Annotated in this window: 12 protein-coding genes and 1 tRNA gene; all 13 read left to right on the top strand. The window is 43.0% G+C overall.

The window, feature by feature from the left end; genetic code table 11:
- Nucleotides 1-5: 5 nt before the first annotated feature.
- On the top strand, nt 6-380 hold the full coding sequence (rpsL, locus tag JMV76_RS09940) for a 30S ribosomal protein S12 (RefSeq protein WP_011281154.1): 375 nt from the start codon (nt 6-8) through the stop codon (nt 378-380).
- 206 nt (nt 381-586) lie between these two features.
- Nucleotides 587-1,060, top strand: a complete 474-nt coding sequence (gene rpsG / locus JMV76_RS09935; RefSeq protein WP_021814163.1) for a 30S ribosomal protein S7 — start codon at nt 587-589, stop codon at nt 1,058-1,060.
- Between the two features lie 345 nt (nt 1,061-1,405).
- Nucleotides 1,406-3,532: an elongation factor G gene (gene fusA / locus JMV76_RS09930; protein WP_201502552.1), complete on the top strand. Its 2,127-nt coding sequence runs from the start codon at nt 1,406-1,408 to the stop codon at nt 3,530-3,532.
- 224 nt (nt 3,533-3,756) lie between these two features.
- Nucleotides 3,757-4,947: an elongation factor Tu gene (gene tuf / locus JMV76_RS09925; protein ID WP_055124836.1), complete on the top strand. Its 1,191-nt coding sequence runs from the start codon at nt 3,757-3,759 to the stop codon at nt 4,945-4,947.
- Nucleotides 4,948-5,326: 379 nt separating this feature from the next.
- Nucleotides 5,327-5,402, top strand: a tRNA-Trp gene (locus tag JMV76_RS09920).
- A gap of 51 nt (nt 5,403-5,453) precedes the next feature.
- Nucleotides 5,454-5,942 carry a preprotein translocase subunit SecE gene (gene secE, locus JMV76_RS09915; protein WP_193009082.1) on the top strand — a complete coding sequence of 163 codons (489 nt, stop codon included), beginning with the start codon at nt 5,454-5,456 and terminating at the stop codon, nt 5,940-5,942.
- Nucleotides 5,943-5,999: 57 nt separating this feature from the next.
- Complete coding sequence (gene nusG / locus JMV76_RS09910; protein ID WP_045443893.1) at nt 6,000-6,530, top strand: transcription termination/antitermination protein NusG; 531 nt, start codon at nt 6,000-6,002, stop codon at nt 6,528-6,530.
- Between the two features lie 91 nt (nt 6,531-6,621).
- On the top strand, nt 6,622-7,053 hold the full coding sequence (gene rplK, locus JMV76_RS09905; protein ID WP_010201717.1) for a 50S ribosomal protein L11: 432 nt from the start codon (nt 6,622-6,624) through the stop codon (nt 7,051-7,053).
- The gene (gene rplA / locus JMV76_RS09900) at nt 7,054-7,755 is read left to right on the top strand and encodes a 50S ribosomal protein L1 (RefSeq protein ID WP_045443901.1); all 702 of its coding nucleotides are present in this window, start codon (nt 7,054-7,056) and stop codon (nt 7,753-7,755) included.
- A 446-nt stretch (nt 7,756-8,201) separates the two neighbouring features.
- Entirely contained in the window at nt 8,202-8,729 is a 528-nt protein-coding gene (gene rplJ, locus JMV76_RS09895; RefSeq protein ID WP_201502551.1) for a 50S ribosomal protein L10, read from the top strand.
- 126 nt (nt 8,730-8,855) lie between these two features.
- Complete coding sequence (gene rplL, locus JMV76_RS09890; RefSeq protein WP_011514491.1) at nt 8,856-9,227, top strand: 50S ribosomal protein L7/L12; 372 nt, start codon at nt 8,856-8,858, stop codon at nt 9,225-9,227.
- 791 nt (nt 9,228-10,018) lie between these two features.
- A complete protein-coding gene (rpoB, locus tag JMV76_RS09885) occupies nt 10,019-14,137 on the top strand; it encodes a DNA-directed RNA polymerase subunit beta (protein ID WP_201502550.1) in 4,119 nt (1,372 codons plus the stop codon).
- A 188-nt stretch (nt 14,138-14,325) separates the two neighbouring features.
- The gene (gene rpoC, locus JMV76_RS09880; RefSeq protein ID WP_055124834.1) at nt 14,326-18,558 is read left to right on the top strand and encodes a DNA-directed RNA polymerase subunit beta'; all 4,233 of its coding nucleotides are present in this window, start codon (nt 14,326-14,328) and stop codon (nt 18,556-18,558) included.
- Nucleotides 18,559-18,724: the final 166 nt, after the last annotated feature.

The following is an 18,724-nucleotide window of genomic DNA, read 5'->3' as shown; positions in this document are numbered from 1 at the left end:
GCCTCATGGCAACAACTAACCAATTGATTCGTAAAGGTCGCAAAACCATCAAGGAAAAGTCAAAAGTTCCTGCGTTGGAAGCGTGCCCACAACGTCGTGGTGTATGTACTCGCGTATATACTACTACCCCTAAAAAACCTAACTCAGCCATGCGTAAAGTATGTCGTGTACGTTTGACTTCAGGCTATGAAGTATCAAGCTACATCGGCGGCGAAGGTCATAACTTACAAGAGCACAGTGTTGTTCTTATCCGTGGTGGTCGTGTAAAAGATCTACCAGGTGTACGTTATCACACCGTTCGTGGTGCATTAGATTGCGCAGGCGTAAAAGACCGTAAGCAAGGTCGCTCTAAATATGGTGCTAAGAAGCCTAAAGTTTAATAACTAATCGTTATTAGCTAAGCTTTTTTATACCAAACATTAACTGTGCATGGGTCTGGTGTTGACAGTATTATTAAATTAGTAATTCACTGTTAAAACATACCGCCGTGCAGTAAGGCTGACTGACAACTCGATATAACGCCATCCAATATTAATTGGTGCGAGATTGTGAATGTCAGACACTCCTGAAGAAAAGGATATTTATTATGCCAAGACGTCGCGTCGTTGCTACCCGTGAGATCCTACCGGATCCTAAGTTTGGTAGCCAAACTGTTGCAAAATTCATCAACCATGTAATGAGTCATGGTAAAAAATCTACTGCTGAGCGTATCGTTTATGGTGCACTTGAAACAGTAAGCGAAAAACGTAAAATCGAAGATCCAGTATCTTTCTTCGAAGAAGTTTTAGAAAATGTACGCCCAATGGTAGAAGTGAAAGCTCGCCGCGTTGGTGGTGCAACCTACCAAGTACCAATGGAAGTACGCCCCTCCCGTCGTACTGCCTTGGCTATGCGTTGGTTAGCGGAAGCTGCTGCTAAGCGTTCTGAAAAATCAATGGCTTTGCGTTTGGCTGGCGAATTGAATGATGCTGCTGATGGCAAAGGCGCTGCTATGAAAAAGCGTGACGAAGTTCACCGCATGGCAGATGCTAACAAAGCGTTCTCTCATTACCGCTTCTAAGCTCCTGTTTATTAGTAGTAGCTTTAGATTAGCTGGCTGAAGTCAGCTAATCTTACATTGTTATTTATTCTATTGATTGCCGCCATCATTTATTTTGTTGTAAATAGTTTTTAACTATCAACAACGAGATGGCGGACATCTATCAAGATGTCTCTCTTAATTAAGTATGCTTGTCACAAGAGAGCATCCCAAATCTGATGCCGCACTATTCTTAGTATTTGCTCTTTTTTTGTCCGTATTAGGCTCAATAATCAGTAAGTAATATGAAGCTGACCGCTTTGTCATAGAGTATGAGGTAGAGACACAATACATTATTATATACACGACTTTTCCTAGGAAAACACTATGGCTCGTAAAACTCCCCTAAAACGCTATCGCAACATTGGTATCTCAGCGCACATCGATGCTGGTAAGACAACCACTACTGAGCGTGTTTTATTTTATACCGGTGTTAGTCACAAACTTGGTGAAGTACATGATGGCGCAGCCACTATGGACTGGATGGAGCAAGAACAAGAGCGCGGTATTACTATTACCTCAGCGGCGACGACTTGTTTTTGGTCAGGTATGGCAAAACAGTTTGACGAACATCGTATCAACATCATTGACACCCCAGGTCACGTTGACTTCACGATCGAAGTTGAACGTTCTATGCGTGTACTTGATGGCGCTTGCATGGTTTACTGTGCAGTAGGCGGCGTTCAGCCACAGTCTGAGACCGTATGGCGTCAGGCAAATAAATATAAAGTTCCACGTCTTGCATTTGTAAACAAAATGGATCGCGTTGGCGCTGATTTCTATCGTGTTATTGAGCAGATCAAAACTCGTCTAGGCGGTAATCCTGTGCCATTGGTTATTCCAATTGGTAAAGAAGATGATTTCGAAGGCGTTATTGATCTAGTTACGATGAAAGCTCTTTATTGGGATGAAGCATCTCAAGGTATGGAGTTTGAAGAGCGCGAAATCCCAGCTGAACTACAAGAAAAAGCAGAAGAGTATCGTGAGATTCTTGTAGAAAATGCGGCTGAAGCAACAGAAGAATTGATGAATGAGTATCTAGAAAATGGCGAGTTGTCTGTAGAGCAGATCAACACTGCTATTCGTCAATTGACTATTGATAACCAAATCATTCCATTACTTTGTGGTACTGCCTTTAAAAACAAAGGTGTACAAAAGATGTTGGATGCGGTTATTCAGTATCTTCCAGCACCAATGGATGTACCTGCTATTAAAGGTATCCTTGATGACAAAGATGAAACTGAAGGCACTCGTGAAGCGTCAGATGAAGCGCCATTCTCAGCTTTAGCATTTAAAATCATGAATGACAAATTCGTTGGTAACTTAACCTTCGTTCGTGTTTATTCAGGTGTTTTAACGCAAGGCAGCAGTGTTTATAACCCAGTTAAAATGAAGCGTGAGCGCGTTGGTCGTATCGTACAGATGATGGCTAACTCTCAAGAAGAGTTGCAAGAAATCCGTACTGGTGATATCGCTGCATTGGTCGGCATGAAAGATGTAACGACTGGTGATACGCTATGTGATGAGCAAAATGTTATCACGCTTGAGCGTATGGAATTCCCCGATCCAGTTATCAGCCTAGCGGTTGAACCTAAGACCAAAGCTGACCAAGAAAGAATGTCAATCGCTTTGGGTCGTTTGGCGAAAGAAGATCCATCGTTCCGTGTACATACTGACGAAGAGTCTGGTCAGACAATCATCAGTGGTATGGGTGAGCTGCATCTAGAGATTCTTGTTGATCGTATGAAGCGTGAGTTTAACGTTGAAGCGAACATCGGTGCGCCGCAGGTTGCTTATCGTGAAACGATCCGTAACACGGTTGAGCAAGAAGGCAAATTCGTACGTCAGACTGGTGGTCGTGGTAAATTCGGTCACGTTTGGTTACGTCTTGAGCCACTTGATCCAGCGGGCGCAGTTGAATATGAATTCGCTGAAGAAGTTGTTGGTGGTACTGTACCGAAAGAATTCCATGGTGCTGTTGATAAAGGTATCCGAGAACGCATGAAAAATGGCGTACTTGCTGGTTATCCAGTGGTTGGCGTAAAAGCGACCTTGTATGACGGTTCTTACCATGACGTCGACTCGGATGAGCTATCATTTAAGATGGCTGGTTCTATGGCATTCAGAAAAGGCTTCATGGCAGCGGATCCAGCGCTACTTGAACCAATTATGAAAGTTGAAGTTGAAACGCCTGAAGATTATATGGGCGATATCATGGGCGATCTTAACCGTCGTCGTGGTTTAGTACAGGGTATGGAAGACCTACCTGGCGGTACTAAGCAGATCCGTGCCGAAGTACCATTAGCAGAAATGTTTGGTTATGCCACACAAATGCGCTCAATGTCACAAGGCCGTGCTACTTATTCAATGGAATTCCAAAAGTACGCTGAAATTCCAAAATCAGTTGCTGCTGACATCATCTCTAAATTCAACAGTAAAGATGATGACGAGTAAGTAATCGTCTATTAAATATGACAATGTAGCTATTATCTCTATGTTGTCATAGAAGAATACGCCAATAATTGGTTAAAAGACTTGTTATTGGCGGTGATTTTCTTATAATATCTGCACATTAGTATGTGTACCCTTTTAACAATTATCTTAATGTGGTCAAGATCGTCTTTGTTATCGTATTTATACGAGCTTAGCATTTGACCCCAAAAAAAGAGGAAATACCCATGGCAAAGGCCAAGTTTGAACGCGTAAAGCCACACGTCAACGTCGGTACAATCGGACACGTTGACCACGGTAAAACAACCCTAACAGCTGCCATCGCAACGGTAGCAGCAATCACTTCAGGTGGCGAAGCCAAAGACTACGCGTCTATTGACTCAGCACCAGAAGAAAAAGCACGTGGCATCACCATTAACACCTCACACGTAGAATATGACACCCCAGCACGTCACTACGCTCACGTTGATTGCCCAGGTCACGCCGATTATGTTAAAAACATGATCACTGGTGCCGCTCAAATGGACGGCGCAATCCTAGTCGTATCAGCAACTGACGGCCCAATGCCACAAACCCGTGAGCACATCCTGCTTTCACGTCAGGTTGGCGTACCGTACATCATCGTATTCATGAACAAATGTGATGTTGTTGATGACGAAGAATTGCTAGAACTTGTAGAAATGGAAGTTCGTGAACTTCTTAATGACTACGACTTCCCAGGTGATGATACCCCAATCATCCATGGTTCAGCGACTGAAGCCCTAAAAGGCTCACAAGAAAAATACGGCCAACCAGCGGTTGTAGAACTTCTTAACGTTCTTGACACCTACATCCCAGAGCCAGAGCGTGACGTTGACAAAGCATTCCTAATGCCAATCGAAGACGTATTCTCAATCTCAGGCCGTGGTACTGTAGTAACAGGTCGTGTTGAATCTGGTATCGTACGCGTAGGCGACGAAATCGAAATCGTCGGTATCCGTGACACTCAAAAAACCACCTGTACTGGTGTAGAGATGTTCCGTAAACTGCTTGACGAAGGTCGTGCAGGCGAAAACTGTGGCGTACTACTACGTGGTACTAAGCGTGAAGACGTACAACGTGGCCAAGTACTTGCTAAGCCAGGTTCAATCACGCCTCACACCAAGTTTGACGCTGAAGTATATGTATTGAGCAAAGAAGAGGGTGGTCGTCACACACCATTCCTAAACGGCTATCGTCCACAGTTCTACTTCCGTACTACTGACGTAACTGGCGCAATCCAATTACAAGACGGTACTGAAATGGTAATGCCTGGTGATAACGTTGAGATGGGCGTAGAGCTTATCCACCCAATCGCTATGGACAAAGGTCTTCGCTTCGCTATTCGTGAAGGCGGCCGTACTGTAGGTGCTGGTGTTGTTGCTAACGTACTAAACTAATCTGTCATTCTCAGTAATGAGATTGTGAGTTAGTCATAAAAAAGCCATCCTTGTTTAAGGGTGGCTTTTTTTAGATCAAATGATCAGGAAATATGGTTATTCTTCAGTAGTATGATCAAACCTTTCGTTGTCTTAGCAACATGATTAGCCAGTTATACCTATAACGTTTATAATATACTTTCCAATCTATTGTAATTCTAAGCGGAGCTTGCTATATTAACGCTGCTTCTTATTAGCCGCTTACATTTTCATTTTGTTAAAGTAATGATGATTTAGTAGCACATTCAAATAAGAGCAAAACTAGGTAAAAATAATAATTTTACCGCTAAAGGCTTGCATTTTATATCAAATATTGTATAATGCTGTCCTTTACACCCATAGGCGATTGGCTCAATTGGTAGAGCATCGGTCTCCAAAACCGAGGGTTGTAGGTTCGAGTCCTACATCGCCTGCCATCTTCTTATCACATCTTTGTTATACCTCACCATCTCCGAAGCGAGTTCTTTATGAGCAATGATCAAGATAACCTCGAGACTAAGTTATCTGATGCCAAGGCGGGTGCTGGTGGAATGCTGTCTAAAGGTAAGCACATCTCAGCGGGCAATCAAACAACTGCTGTTGAAGTGGCTAAAACAGGCTCAATAAAAGATGTGATATTGTGGCTACTTGCCGCAGCAGTATTAATCGGGGCGACGTTAGTTAATCAGTACTTACCTGGCTATTGGCAACCTGCCAATGATGTCTGGGTACGTATTGGTATTATCGTTGCCCTTATTGTATTCGCCTTAGTATGCTTGGCATTAACGCATCAAGGCCGCGCTTTTAAAATATTATTGAAAGACGCTGCTGTTGAATTGCGCCGAGTGACATGGCCAGGTAAGGATGAAACGTTTCAATATACCTGGCAGGTCATTGTCATGATTGCCATTGTTGGTTTTCTGGTTTGGTTATTAGATAACTTTTTCAATTGGTTCGTTGGCATCTTTATTGGTTAGTCGCACGTATTAGTGAGTCTTACCCCAAAATTTACTTATAATGATCAGGAGCGTGATATGCGTTGGTATATTGTCCAAGCGTTTTCAGGATATGAAAAGCAAGTACAGCGTTCATTAACTGATCGTATTAATCGTAGTGACTTTGCTGAATCATTCGGTGACGTATTGGTTCCTACTGAAGAAGTCGTCGAAATGAAAGACGGCAAAAAGCGTAAGAGTGAGCGTAAGTTCTTTCCGGGTTATGTATTGATCCAGATGGAAATGAACGACAATACTTGGCACATCGTTAAAGAGTGCCCACGTATTATGGGTTTCATCGGTGGCACACCTGAAACACCAGCGCCAATTACGCAAGTAGAAGCGGATCGTATTTTAAACCGTTTGAATCAAACTGAAACTGACCCACGTCCTAAGACTCTATTTGAGCCGGGCGAAGAGCTGTTGGTTATCGATGGTCCATTTACTGACTTTAAAGGGTTGGTAGAAAAGGTGGATTACGAGAAGTCTAAACTACATTTAACGGTAAACGTATTTAATCGACCGACTCAGGTCGAGCTTGAATTTAGTAAAGTTGAAAAGCTAGACTAAATCAGCAAAAAAGTTCATCAACCGGGGAGCTGTTAGTCAATAAGGTTTATACCACATTGATTTGGCGCTATTACCCATTTAGGAGAAAATCATGGCTAAGAAGATTGATGGTTACATCAAACTACAAGTCCCTGCAGGCAAAGCAAATCCTTCACCACCGATTGGTCCAGCATTGGGTCAAAAAGGCGTGAACATCATGGCGTTCTGTAAAGAATTTAACGCTGCGACCTCAAATCAAGAGCCGGGTCTACCGATTCCTACTGAGATCACTGTATATAGCGATAAGTCTTTTACTTTCATCATGAAGTCACCACCAGCTGCATACTTACTACGTAAGGCTGCTGGTATCGCTAAAGGTTCTGGTACACCAAATACCGCTAAAGTCGGTAAAGTTGACCGTGCACAACTAGAAGACATCGTTAAGACCAAAGATGCAGATTTAACTGCTGCTGATCTTGATGCTGCTGTTCGTACCATCGCTGGTACTGCACGTTCAATGGGTATTACCGTGGAGGGTGTGTAAATGAGCAAGCTAACCAAACGTCAAAAAGAAATTCAAAGCCGTATCGTACATGAAAAGCAGTATACAGTTGAAGAAGCGGTTCAAATCCTAAACGATTTACCACCTCTTAAATTCAAAGAGTCAATTGATATTGCGATTAACTTGGGTGTTGACCCACGTAAATCTGATCAAGTGGTTCGTGGCGCTACCAACCTACCTGCTGGTACTGGTAAAACCAAACGCGTTGCTGTATTTGCTCAAGGTGCTGCTGCTGAAGCCGCCAAAGAAGCTGGTGCAGATATCGTTGGTTTTGAAGACCTAGCAGAATCAATCAAAGCCGGTAACATGGACTTTGATATCGTTATTGCTGCTCCTGATGCAATGCGTGTTGTTGGTCAACTAGGTACTATCCTAGGTCCACGTGGTCTAATGCCTAACCCTAAAGTCGGTACGGTTACGCCTAACGTTGCTGAAGCGGTTACTAACGCTAAAGCCGGTCAAGCACAGTATCGTGTAGACAAAGCAGGTATCATCCACACGACTATCGGTCAAGTTGGTTTTACTGCTGAGCAAGTAATCCAGAATGCTGAAGCACTGATTGCAGATTTAAGACGTGCTAAGCCTGCTACTTCTAAAGGTACTTTCATTAAGAAAATTACTTTGTCTAGCACGATGGGTCCTGGTCTAAGTATTGATCCAGTTCCATATCGCACAGCAAAATAATTAGATATGTGCCTTTATTTGACGATTTTAAATGAAGGCTGCAAAAATATTTTAAAGAATTAGGTCAGCGTAGCAAACGCTATGCTGTCTAAGACCGTAGGTAGAAAGCGGTTTTACGTTTTTATTAATTGTTTTCGGATCATTAGTAATAACAACGAGCTGCTTTTGTTAATCGACGAAAGATGAAAATCTTAGTTGTCCTACGCAGACGGTGACCCACCCAGTTGTTGATAAGAGCCGATAGTTCAATCTATCACTTGATGTCATTCTGATAACGGTGCCGTAATCAGTCGTTATGAGTAAATTTATTATGAATAAATATGCTGATAACGTGTCGTATCAAGTCGGTCTAAGCGATTCGTTTAATTATTGAATGCCAATGCTTAAAAGCTTAGGTTTAAATGATTAAATATTCAGCTGATTGATAAGATTAAAGGAGTCAACTTATGGCATTAACGCTAGAGCAAAAACAACAAGTTATGGCTGAAGTGTCTGAAGTTGCTGCTAATGCTTACTCAGCAGTAGCTGCCGAATATCATGGTATTGGTGTTGCAAAGCTTACTAAGCTGCGCGAACAAGCCCGTGAAAAAGGCGTCGTTTTGAAAGTGGTAAAAAATACCCTAGCAAAACGTGCGTTTGAAGGCACTAAGTTTGAGAGCATGTCAGACCGTATGACTGGTCCATTACTTTTGGCTTTCTCTATGGAAGATTTGGGATCTGCTGCTCGAGTTGTTTTCGAGTTCAGTAAAGATCACAAAGCTTTAGAGACCAAATTGGTATCAGTTGGTGGTGTTGTTTATGGTCCAGAAGAGCTAGAGCGCGTATCGAAGCTACCAACTCGCGACGAAGCACTCTCTATCTTGATGGCTACTATGAATGCACCAGTTACCAAGCTTGTTCAAACTATGAACGCTGTTCCTAGTAAGCTTGTTCGCACGGTAGCAGCAATCAAAGACGCAAAAGAAGCGGCATAATTGCTTGTTTTAACGTAACTTTGACATCGCCGATTGCACTTTATTGCCAACCCTATTTGAAAATTTGGCAAGCAATCCAAGCGATTTTAAAATCAATTAATTTTTATCAGATAACGGAGAGTTCTCATGGCACTATCTAAAGATGACGTGTTAAACGCAATCGCTGAAATGTCAGTAATGGATATCGTTGAATTAATCAGCGCTATGGAAGAAAAATTCGGCGTAACAGCTGCTGTTGCTGCTGCACCTGCTGCTGCTGGCCCTGCTGCTGCTGCTGCTGAAGAAAAAGACGAGTTTGACGTAGTTCTTGCCAGCTTTGGCGAGAAGAAAGTTGGCGTAATTAAAGCCGTACGTGAAGCTACTGGTCTTGGCTTGAAAGAAGCGAAAGATTTGGTTGAAAGCGCTCCAGCTCCAATCAAAGAAGGCGTTAACAAAGCTGAAGCTGAAGAGTTGAAAAAGAAACTTGAAGAAGCTGGTGCAACTGTTGAACTAAAATAAGCTTCGCTTATCTTAGTGTTGTACAAAAAAAGCTGGTAATGCCTTGCATTGCCAGCTTTTTTTTACTATAATTCGTAGCTTGACCTTTTGTGTCTGCCAACAGTCGTATGCAACATCACGGTGGATACCCATCAAAAGGACAGACGATATACATGCAAGCACACATGCCAGTTTTTGAAATCAGTTAATTTAAGCTAAACGTCCATAGATGTTTGGCATTTTTTTGTGTCTGCATGCTTTCCCATTAACACTATAGTTTATACTGATTCTAAAAGTTATAGTTACCCCGATTATTATTAATTCTGAAAAGCTATTAAGTTTAGGTTGTCCGTTTCGCAGAGTATTACTGTCAGTAGTTAGGCTTATAGACGGTACATATCAGCGACGATATTAGTTTTGATAGAATTGTTGGTTTTGAAAGAGCCGGTTTTTTGAAAGAAAAATGACTAAATACAATCAGTTTTGATAGCAGATAACTTAGAAATACCCTTGAACGAGTCATTTTTTCTTACCTCTATGAGTAAGTTTTGCCTAAAAAGTAATATGTTTTAGATGATGTGATATTGAATTTGGTCGTCTGAGTGGTCATATAGACTGACTTAGATACCGATCATAAAATGAAAGTAAGGGTGCTAAGTAAGCACTGATAGCAGAAGTAGTAATTGACAAAAGATATCAACTGAACACGATTACCTGTTTTATATTATCGTTTACGTCGCCAAGTTTGCATCGTATTTATGCACGCTGGCCACGCTTTTAATTTGTTTCCACGTTTACTGTAAGGACTCTCGATGGCATATTCTTATACTGAAAAAAAGCGTATTCGCAAAAGTTTTGCTGAATTGCCCACTGTGATGGACATTCCCTATTTACTGTCTATTCAAGTAGATTCTTACGAGCAATTTTTGCAAGAGCACAAAAAGCCAAAAGCTCGTGAGAATACTGGTTTGCAAGCTGCGTATTCCTCTATTTTCCCAATTGAGAGTCACTCTGGTAATGCAGAGCTACAATTCGTTGAGTACTATTTAGGTACGCCTGAATTTGACGAGCGTGAGTGTATCTTGCGTGGCTCAACGTTTGCTGCGCCGATGCGCGTCAAAATCCGTCTGATCATCAAAGACAAAGACAGCAAAGACAAAGACAGCAAAGCGGCTATTAAAGATATCCGTGAGCAAAGCGTCTATATGGGCGAGATGCCTTTGATGACAGCTAACGGTACTTTTATCATCAATGGTACTGAGCGTGTTATCGTCTCTCAATTACATCGCTCACCTGGCGTGTTCTTTGACCATGATAAAGGTAAGTCGCATTCAAGTGGTAAGGTGCTATATAACGCGCGTATCATTCCTTACCGTGGTTCATGGTTAGATTTTGAATTTGATGCCAAAGACTTGGTCTTTGCTCGTATTGACCGTCGTCGTAAGCTATTGGCTTCAATTATTCTACGTGCGCTTGGTTTGACAACGTCTGAAATTTTAGATTTGTTCTTTGATAAAGTAGCCGTTTATAAAGGTGAAGAGCAGTTCGAGATTGATCTGGTTGCTGATCGCTTGCGCGGTGAGATGGCTCAGTTCGACATCGTATCACCAGAAGGTGATGTCATCGTAGAGCAGGGCAAGCGTATTAATGCACGCCGTATTCGTCAGCTTGAAGAAGCAGGTATGACGAAGACTGCGATACCTGATGAGCATCTCTATGAGCGTATTTTAGCTGAAGATATCGTGGTGAATGACGAAGTTATCGCTAAAGCGAATACTCTAATTGACCATGAGTTATTGGTTAAATTAAGCGCATTTGAAGCCAGCGAGTCTATCAAAGAGTTCAGCATTCTATTCACCAATGATATCGATCAAGGCAGTTATATTGCCGACACTTTGCGTGCTGATAGTACGTCAAGCCGTGAAGAAGCATTGATTGAAATCTATAAAGTCATGCGTCCAGGTGAGCCACCAACGGTTGAGACCGCTGAAAAACTATTTGACAGCATGTTCTTTAACGCTGATCGTTATGACTTATCGAACGTCGGTCGTATGAAATTTAACCGTCGTTTAGGGTTAGAGTTTGATAATACTGATGATCCAGACATCCAACGCGCTCGTAGCGTATTGACCAATGCCGATATCGTTAATGTCCTAAAAGAGCTGATTGAGATTCGTAATGGTCGCGGCGAAGTCGATGATATTGACCATTTAGGTAACCGCCGTATTCGTTCAGTAGGCGAGATGGCAGAAAACCAATTCCGTGTCGGTTTAGTACGTGTAGAGCGTGCGGTCAAAGAGCGTTTAAGCTCAGCGGAATCTGATAACTTGTCACCACAAGATTTGATTAACTCAAAGCCTGTTGCTGCTGCGGTTAAAGAGTTCTTTGGTTCAAGCCAGTTATCGCAGTTTATGGATCAGAACAACCCATTGTCTGAAGTTACCCATAAACGCCGTGTCTCAGCTCTAGGACCCGGTGGTCTGACCCGTGAACGTGCAGGCTTTGAAGTACGTGACGTACATGATACCCATTATGGCCGTGTATGCCCGATTGAGACTCCTGAAGGTCCAAACATTGGTCTTATTAACTCATTAGCGACCTTTGCTAAAACCAACAGCTTTGGCTTCTTAGAAACGCCTTATCGCCGTGTGGTTGATGGTAAAGTAACAGACGTTATTGAGTATCTATCAGCAATTGAAGAAGTTGGTACGGTCATTGCACAGGCTGATTCACCAGTAACCGCAGAAGGCGCGTTATCTGATGAAATGGTTAGTGTGCGTAGCTATGGTGAATTCGTGCGTATGCCGCCAGAAAAAGTGACGCATATGGATGTGTCGCCAAGTCAGGTAGTATCGGTAGCAGCAGGTCTAATTCCATTCTTAGAGCATGATGATGCTAACCGAGCGCTTATGGGCTCGAACATGCAGCGTCAGGCAGTTCCTACGCTACGTGCTGATAAGCCGTTAGTCGGTACGGGCATGGAGCGTCACGTTGCTCGTGACTCTGGCGTTTGTGTTATTGCTAAGCGTGGCGGTGTGATCGAAGACGTTGATGCCTCACGTGTTGTGGTTCGTGTCAATGAAGATGAGATGATTGCTGGTGAAGCTGGTATTGATATCTACAACCTCGTTAAATACACGCGTTCTAACCAAAATACTTGTATCAACCAACGTATTATCGTCAACCAAGGTGATGCTATTGCTGTAGGCGATATCTTGGCTGATGGTCCGTCAACGGATCTTGGTGAGCTTGCATTGGGTCAGAACATTCGCATCGCATTTATGCCGTGGAATGGTTACAACTTCGAAGATTCAATCTTGCTGTCTGAAAAAGTGGTTAAAGAAGATCGTTTCACGACCATTCATATCCAAGAATTGACTTGTGTGGCACGTGATACCAAGCTTGGAACCGAAGAGATCACTGCGGATATTCCAAACGTTGGTGAAGCTGCTCTATCAAGCCTCGATGAAGCAGGTATCGTCTATATCGGTGCTGAAGTGGATGCTGGTGATATTCTAGTTGGTAAAGTGACGCCAAAAGGTGAAACGCAACTAACGCCAGAAGAGAAATTGCTCCGGGCTATCTTTGGTGAAAAAGCGGCTGATGTTAAAGACACGTCACTACGTGTACCAACGTCAAGCAAAGGTACGGTTATTGACGTTCAAGTCTTTACTCGTGACGGCGTTGAAAAAGATGCACGTGCAAGAGCGATTGAAAAATCACAGCTTGATAGCTATCGTAAAGATTTAAAAGAAGAGCTACGTATCTTTGAAGAAGCGGCTCGTGGTCGTATTGGTAATCTGTTAGATGGTCAAAAAGTCAGCGGTGGTTCTGGTCTAAAAGCTGGTACAGTGATGGCATTGGCTGATATGAAAGATATGAGCCTTGAGACCTTACTGGATATCCAACCAGTTGAAGAAGAAATCTCTGAGCGTCTAACGCAAATCGCTGAGTACTTGGTTGATAAGCAAAAAGATATCGATGTGAAGTTTGCTGAGAAAAAACGCAAATTAACCGCTGGTGATGACTTACAACATGGCGTACAAAAAATCGTTAAGGTATATCTAGCGGTTAAGCGTCGTATTCAGCCTGGTGATAAAATGGCGGGTCGTCATGGTAACAAAGGTGTGGTATCGCGCATTATGCCAGTTGAAGATATGCCTTATGATGAAAATGGTAATACCGTTGACATCGTCTTGAACCCGCTTGGTGTACCATCTCGTATGAACATCGGTCAGGTTTTAGAGACGCATTTGGGTATGGCAGCGAAAGGCTTGGGCGAGAAGATCGATGGTATGCTCAAATCGCAAGCAGCGATCAAAGATTTACGTGACTTCTTAGACAAAATCTATAACCAAGTCGGCGGTGAGCAAGTTGATCTTGATAGCTTGAGTGATGATGACATCATGGCGCTAGCAGATAACTTGCGCGCTGGTGTACCAATGGGCACAGCAGTATTTGACGGCGCAAGAGAAAGCCAAGTTAAAGACCTGCTAGAGCTTGCTGGTATGGACCGTGATGGTCAGCAGACGTTGTATGATGGTCGTACTGGTCAGAAGTTTGACCGTAAAGTAACCGTTGGTTATATGTATATGCTCAAACTTAACCATTTGGTTGATGACAAAATGCATGCGCGTTCAACAGGTTCTTACTCATTAGTGACGCAGCAGCCACTCGGTGGTAAAGCTCAGTTTGGTGGTCAGCGCTTCGGTGAGATGGAAGTCTGGGCACTAGAAGCTTACGGCGCGACTTATACGCTACAAGAGATGCTGACTGTGAAGTCGGATGACGTTGAAGGCCGTACGCGTATGTACAAAAACATCGTTGATGGTGAGCAGTATATGGATCCAGGTATGCCTGAATCGTTTAACGTACTGACCAAAGAAATCAAATCATTGGGTATTAATATTGAGTTAAAACAAACCCATTAAGCACGGCTGATTGAGACTATCGTTAACATGGTCTCAGTTGATTATTATCCTTAGTGGTCAACCTAAAAGCAGTATGCGCATCGCTGCTGCTTTTAGTGATTTGTCTCAACCCTATTCATTGCCTTCATTCATCTTATTTGCGTCAATAATACGCTATCAGATGATTATAAAGATAACGGAGAAGCAACTTGAAAGATTTACTCGATATCATGCAAAGCCCTACCGGCAACGGTAATCAAGAGTTTGATAGCATTCAAATTACTTTAGCCTCACCTGACGTCATCAAGTCATGGTCACATGGCGAAGTGAAAAAGCCTGAAACTATTAACTATCGTACGTTTAAGCCTGAGCGTGATGGTCTATTTTGTGCCAAAATCTTTGGTCCAGTAAAAGACTTTGAATGTTTATGTGGTAAATATAAGCGCCGTAAGTTCCAAGGCGTTATCTGTGAAAAATGTGGCGTAGAAGTGACGACTGCGAAAGTACGTCGTGATCGTATGGGTCATATTGACCTAGCCAGTCCAGTGGCGCATATTTGGTTCTTAAAGTCATTACCAAGCCGCATCGGTCTATTGCTAGACATGACGCTACGTGATATCGAGCGCGTTCTATATTTTGAAAGCTATATTGTTACTGAGCCAGGTTTGACTTCTCTAGAGAAGTATCAACTGCTTGATGATGAAGACTATTATAAAGCCCTTGAAGAATTTGGCGATGAATTCACTGCCAAAATGGGTGCTGAAGCGGTTCAAGACCTATTGAAAGATATCGATTTAGATCTTGAAATCGATGATTTGCGCGAAGCAATTCCGCAAACTGGTTCTGAAACCAAGCTTAAAAAGATGTCTAAGCGTCTTAAATTATTAGAAGCCTTCCGTGACTCTAATAACAAGCCTGAGTGGATGGTGATGAATATCTTGCCAGTACTACCACCAGATTTGCGTCCGCTAGTACCACTAGAGGGTGGCCGTTTTGCGACTTCAGATCTAAACGATCTATATCGCCGCGTGATCAACCGTAATAACCGTCTAAAGCGTCTGCTTGAGCTGAGCGCCCCTGATATCATCGTACGTAACGAAAAGCGTATGTTGCAAGAATCAGTGGATGCCTTGCTTGATAACGGTCGTCGCGGTCGTGCGATCACTGGTAGTAACAAGCGTCCATTGAAATCTTTGGCAGATATGATCAAAGGTAAGCAAGGTCGTTTCCGTCAGAACTTACTTGGTAAGCGTGTCGATTATTCTGGTCGTTCGGTGATCGTTGTTGGTCCGACGCTACGTCTACATCAGTGCGGTTTACCAAAGAAAATGGCACTTGAATTATTCAAACCATTTACTTATAACAAATTATTGTCTCATGGTTTAGCCACGACAATTAAAGCTGCCAAAAAGATGGTAGAGCGTGAAGAGCCGCAAGTGTGGGATATGCTGGCCATGGTTATCCGTGAGCATCCAGTGCTTCTTAACCGTGCACCAACGCTTCACCGTTTGGGCTTGCAAGCATTTGAGCCAGTACTAATCGAAGGTAAAGCAATCCAATTGCATCCGCTCGTTTGTACCGCGTTTAACGCCGATTTTGATGGTGACCAAATGGCCGTTCACGTGCCATTGACACTAGAAGCACAGCTTGAATCACGTGCCTTAATGATGTCTACCAACAACATCTTGTCGCCTGCCAACGGTGATCCAATTATCGTACCGTCGCAAGATGTTGTATTGGGCTTGTACTACATCAGTCGCTCGTCTATCAATGCCAAAGGCGAGGGTATGATTTTTGCCACCGTTAATGAAGCATTGCGTGCGATTGGTTCAAACGATTTGCATGTAAACGCTAAGATCAAAGTGCGTGTCACCGAGACGCATATTGATGAAGATGGCAATGAGACTAAAGAAATCAGCTTAAAAGAAACGGTTGCAGGTCGTTTATTGATCTGGAACATCATGCCTAAAGGTATGTCTTTTGATGAATGTAACCAAGAGATGACGAAGAAAAACATCTCTCGTTTGATCAACTCTTGCTACCGTAAAGTTGGCGTTAAAGAAAGTGTCATGTTTGCTGACCAATTGATGTATCTTGGTTTTGCCCAAGCGACATTGTCTGGTGTGTCTATCGGTATTGATGACATGGTCATTCCACCACTGAAAAAGCAAATCATTGAAGTGGCAGAAGGCGAAGTTCGCGAAATCGAAGATCAATTCGAGCAAGGTTTTGTGACCGCTGGTGAGCGCTATAACAAAGTGGTTGATATCTGGTCACGTACCAATGACAAAGTCGCTAAAGCGATGATGGACAACTTGGCAACAGATAAAATCATGAACGCCAAAGGTGAGGAAGAAGAGCAGAAGTCATTCAACTCTATCTTTATCATGTCAGATTCTGGTGCTCGTGGTAGTGCTGCTCAGATTCGTCAGTTGGCTGGTATGCGTGGTTTGATGGCTAAGCCAGATGGTTCAATTATCGAAACGCCAATTAAAGCAAACTTCCGTGAAGGCTTGACCGTACTTCAGTACTTTATTTCAACGCATGGTGCACGTAAAGGTCTTGCGGATACGGCACTTAAAACGGCTAACTCAGGTTACTTGACGCGTCGTTTGGTTGATGTGGCACAAGATTTGGTTATTACCAGTGATGACTGTGGTACTGAGCAAGGCTTGCTCATGAAACCACATATTCAAGGTGGTGAAATCATTGAGAAGTTAGGCGAGCTAGTACTAGGTCGTGTGACGGCTCGTGATGTGACTTATAACGATGATGCCGATAAGGTATTGATTCCAGCAGGTACTTTGATCGATGAGCATTGGGTAAACGTGCTTGATAACAATGCGATTGATGATATCTGGGTACGCTCAGTTATTACTTGTAATGTTGAGCATGGTGTTTGTTCACAGTGTTATGGTCGTGATTTGGCTCGTGGTCATAAAGTGAATATCGGCGAATCAGTCGGTGTTATGGCTGCACAGTCTATCGGTGAACCAGGTACTCAGTTAACGATGCGTACATTCCACGTGGGCGGGGCAGCAAGCTCAGCATCAGTGGATAACAGCATCTCAGTTCGTAGTGCTGGTCAAGCGCATTTCGAAAACATGAAAACGGTTCAACATACCGATGGTCACTTAGTCATCGTATCGCGTTCAGCTGAAATCGCCTTGACCGATGAGCTTGGTCGTGAGCGTGAGCGCTATAAAGTGCCTTATGGTTCTAGCGTGCTTGTGAAACACGAAGATCAGGTTGATGCTGGTCAAACCATCGCTAAATGGGATCCGCACACGCATCCTATTATCACAGAATTTGCTGGTACAGCACGCTTCAGTGAGATTACTGATGGCTTAACTGCTACCGTAAAAGTTGATGATGCGACGGGTATGAGCTCATTTGAGATTCTTGCTACTCGTGACCGTTCAAGTTCAGCAAAAGACTTACGTCCTGCGATTATCTTGAACACTGATGAAGGTAAAGAAGTGGTTTACTTCTTACCAGCTGAAACCATCATTCGCGTCAGCGATGGTGAAAAAGTAGCAGCCGGTTCGATTTTGGGTCGTGTACCACAAGCCTCTTCAGGTACCAAAGATATTACCGGTGGTCTACCACGTGTTGCTGACTTGTTCGAAGCACGTCGTCCAAAAGATCATGCCATCATGGCAGAAATGACAGGTGTGGTTAGCTTTGGTAAAGAGACTAAAGGTAAAAACCGCTTCATCATCACCAATGAAGATGGTGAGATTCATGAAGAGCTAATCCCGAAATGGCGTCAAATCAACGTCTTTGAAAACGAAACGGTAGCACGTGGTGAAGTGATCGCTGATGGTCCACAGAATCCACATGATATCTTACGTTTGAAAGGTCAGACTGCACTTGCTGATTACATTGTTAACGAAGTACAGGATGTTTATCGCTTGCAGGGTGTAAAAATCAACGATAAGCACATCGAAGTGATTATTCGTCAGATGCTGCGTAAAGTTGAAATCACTGATGGCGGCGATTCAAACCACTTCAAAGGCGATCAAGCAGAGTACTCTGATATCAAAGCATTGAATGCGAAGCTGGAAGCGGAAGATAAATTCCCAGTACAGTTTGAACGTCAATTACTAGGTATCACCAAAGCAAGTCTGGCAACAGAAAGCTTTATCTCAGCAGCATCGTTTCAGGAGACGACCCGTGTACTAACTGCGGCTGCCGTGACTGGTAAAGTGGATGAGCTACGTGGTCTGAAAGAAAACGTCGTTGTTGGTCGCTTGATTCCTGCTGGTACTGGTCTTGCTTATCATAAAGCACGCAAAGAGAAAGCGGAGCAAAAACTGCTAGATAAAGATCTTAAAGCAGGGTTTGACAATGCAGCATTTGATATGTCAGCGAGCACGGATAGTAAAGACTTTGCAAGCTTTGATGAAGCCTTTGCCCAAGAGCTTAATCAGGATAATTAATAGTATTAAGCGTCTTTGATTTATTGTTAATTTGATAAAAAGCCAGCCTAAGTTGCTGGCTTTTTTGTGTGTGCAATAAAGTGAGAAATGCATGGTACTGTTATCTAAAAAAATAGTACACTGGAAAATATGCCCTAATTTACACTTCATATAAGGATAAGTCGCA

It is taken from the genome of Psychrobacter cibarius, from assembly GCF_904845955.1.
Taxonomy (GTDB): Bacteria; Pseudomonadota; Gammaproteobacteria; order Pseudomonadales; family Moraxellaceae; genus Psychrobacter; species Psychrobacter cibarius_B.
Note: the sequence above shows the minus strand (reverse complement) of the source record. Positions and strands in the feature narration are given on the sequence as shown.